The 2,486-nt window shown below is 67.8% G+C and carries 3 protein-coding genes and 1 pseudogene; 1 reads left to right on the forward strand and 3 read right to left on the reverse strand.

Annotated features, from left to right (window positions below):
• A partial coding sequence (gene cbiE / locus EN914_RS31990) for a precorrin-6y C5,15-methyltransferase (decarboxylating) subunit CbiE (RefSeq protein ID WP_127389528.1) occupies nucleotides 1-846 on the reverse strand: 846 nt, incomplete at its 3' end.
• Between the two features lies 1 nt (nucleotide 847).
• Between cbiE and EN914_RS31995 the strand changes: the two genes are divergently transcribed.
• Nucleotides 848-1,624, forward strand: coding sequence for a cobalt-precorrin-6A reductase (locus tag EN914_RS31995; RefSeq protein ID WP_024501371.1), 777 nt, complete (start codon nucleotides 848-850; stop codon nucleotides 1,622-1,624).
• Here the strand turns inward: EN914_RS31995 and EN914_RS32000 are convergent.
• Nucleotides 1,588-2,352, reverse strand: coding sequence for a precorrin-3B C(17)-methyltransferase (locus tag EN914_RS32000; RefSeq protein WP_024501370.1), 765 nt, complete (start codon nucleotides 2,350-2,352; stop codon nucleotides 1,588-1,590). The genes EN914_RS31995 and EN914_RS32000 overlap by 37 nt on opposite strands.
• Nucleotides 2,349-2,486 (reverse strand): annotated as a pseudogene (locus EN914_RS39535) (precorrin-2 C(20)-methyltransferase); the annotation flags it as partial. The gene EN914_RS32000 and the pseudogene EN914_RS39535, both read right to left, overlap by 4 nt.

The raw sequence follows: 2,486 nt of genomic DNA on the forward strand, positions 1-2,486 counted from the left end.
CATGGAAGGGTGGGCCAGCATCCATTCTATGCCGATGGAACCGGAGCCGGCGCCGATGTCCCACAGCAACTCGCCGCGCCGCGGCGCCAGCGCCGACAGGGTGATCGCGCGGATTTCGCGCTTGGTGATCTGGCCGTCATGGTCGAACAGGTGATCGGCAAGGCCTGATGTGAGCGGCAGCACGCGCGCGTCCGGACCGGATTCAACTTCGACCGCCAGCACGTTGAGCGGATTGAGGTTTTCGAGGTCGAAGGCATCGGCGCGGACCGAGCGCTGGGTCTCGCTTGGCCCACCCAACGCCTCCAGGATCGTCAGCCGCGATGCGCCGAAGTCGAGTTCCGCGAGCAGGCGGGCAATCGCCGCGGGGGCCTCTGCATCCGAGGTCAGCGCCAGGATGCGCGCGCCTGGCTGCAGCAGCGGCCGGATCAGGTCGAGCGGCCGGCCGTGCAGCGAGACGGTTTCGATATCCTGCAGCGCCCAGCCGAGCCGGGCGGCCGCCAGTGAAACGGCTGAAGGCGCGGGGATAACGTGCATCTCTTGCGCCTTGACCTTGCGGGCGAGCGTGGCGCCGACGCCGTGGAAGAAGGGATCGCCGGAGGCGAGCACGCAGACGCGCCTGCCGGCGAGCGCCAGCACGTCAGCCATTTCGGCATCGAACGGAATCGGCCATGGGCGCGCCTCGCCCTTGGCGAAGGAAGCGACAAGGGCGAGGTGCCGCTTGCCGCCGAAGATGATCTCAGCCTGGGCAATCCGCTGCTTGGCCTCGTCGCCGAGACCCGCTAAACCGTCCTCGCCGATGCCGACGACTGTCAGCCAGGCGGCTCGCGATTGACGCTCAGCAGGCATAATGACCCACCGTATCCTGATCCTCGGCGGCACCACCGAAGCGCGGCAACTGGCCGGAAAACTGGCGGCGCGTGCCTCGGTCACGCTGTCGCTGGCCGGCCGCACCGAAAGCCCGGTCGCGCAAGGCGTGCCGGTGCGAAGCGGAGGCTTTGGCGGCGCCGACGGGCTGGCCGCTTACCTCACGGAAACGGCCACCGATCTGCTGATCGACGCCACGCATCCCTATGCGGCGCAAATCTCCGCCAATGCCGCACAAGCCGCGCGCATGGCCGGCGTGCCGATCCTTGCCCTGCGGCGTCCCGGCTGGGAGCCTGTCGAAGGCGACCGCTGGACGTTGGTCGGTACGGTCGGCGATGCCGCGCAAGCGCTTGGACCGGCGCCGCGCCGCGTTTTTCTGGCACTGGGCCGGCAAGAGGTTGCGGCTTTCGAAGCAGCGCCCCAGCACCACTATCTCATTCGCAGTGTCGATCCGGTCGAGCCGAAGCTGGCCGTGCCCGACGCCGAATATCTGTTGGCCCGTGGCCCGTTTCGCGACGCGGAGGAACGCGCGCTGCTCGAAAGGCACCGCATCGATGTCGTGGTGTCCAAGAACAGCGGCGGCGAGGCGACCTTTGGCAAGATCGCCTCGGCTCGGGCGCTTGGCATCGAGGTGGTCATGATCCGCAGGCCTGATCTGCCGGACGTGCCCTCGGCTGAAACCGTCGAAGCGCTGGCCGCCATTGTCGATCGATTTGGGGTCGATCATTTTGTCCGTCCCGTGGACGAGCGCGGCGTGTAGACCAGCGCCGGCTTCTCCGTGCGCTTGATAATCCTGGTTTCCGGCGAGCCGATGATGATGCAGGTCGCCATGTCCGCCTTTTCAGCCTCGACATCGGCCAGCAGGTAGACCTCGATACGCTCGTCCGGGCGACCGGCGGCGCGGCCGAAGATTACCGGCGTGGTGCCCGGCAGGATGGCGGTCAGGCACTCGAAGGCGCGGCCGAGTTGCCAGGGGCGGGCCTTGCTGATCGGGTTGTAAAGCGCGATGACGAAGCCGGCACCGGCCGCCGCCAGCAGGCGCAGTTCGATCAATTCCCATGGCTTTAGATTGTCGGAGAGCGAGATGGCGCAGAAATCATGGCCGAGCGGCGCCCCGATGCGGGCGGCAACCGCCAGCATGGCGGTGATGCCGGGCACCACGGCGACATCGACCGCGCGCCATTCGACCGGACCGGCCTCGATCGCCTCGCAGACGGCCGCCGCCATGGCGAACACGCCGGGATCGCCGCCGGAGACCACGGCGACGTCATGGCCCTCTGCGGCCTTGCTCAATGCGTCCTTGGAGCGGGCGAGTTCCTCGCGGTTGTCGGAAGCGACGCGGGTCTGGTCCGGGCGCAGGTCCAGCCGGTCGAGATAGGGTTTGTAGCCGTAAAAGAATTTCGCCTCGGCGACAGCGCGGCTGGCCTCCGGGGTGACCTGATCGGCATTGCCGGGCCCAAGGCCGATGACGGTGAGACGGCCACTCATGCCTGTGCTCCCACGGCGCCGGGGCGACCGGACCAGCCGGCGACCAGCACGATGGCGAAGTAGGGTGCCTTGTCGTCCTTTTTGTCGGCAAGCTTCATCGAGACGCTGCCGGCCATGGTGCCGCGCTCGACATA

It is taken from the genome of Mesorhizobium sp. M7A.F.Ca.CA.001.08.2.1 (genome assembly GCF_003998455.1).
Lineage (GTDB): Bacteria > Pseudomonadota > Alphaproteobacteria > Rhizobiales > Rhizobiaceae > Mesorhizobium > Mesorhizobium ciceri.

What these genes read in the sequence shown, in the direction of transcription:
- EN914_RS32000 (WP_024501370.1), bottom strand. Translation starts at nt 2,352, where the DNA reads ATGAGTGGCCGTCTCACCGTCATCGGCCTTGGGCCCGGCAATGCCGAT.
- EN914_RS31995 (WP_024501371.1), top strand. Translation starts at nt 848, where the DNA reads ATGACCCACCGTATCCTGATCCTCGGCGGCACCACCGAAGCGCGGCAA.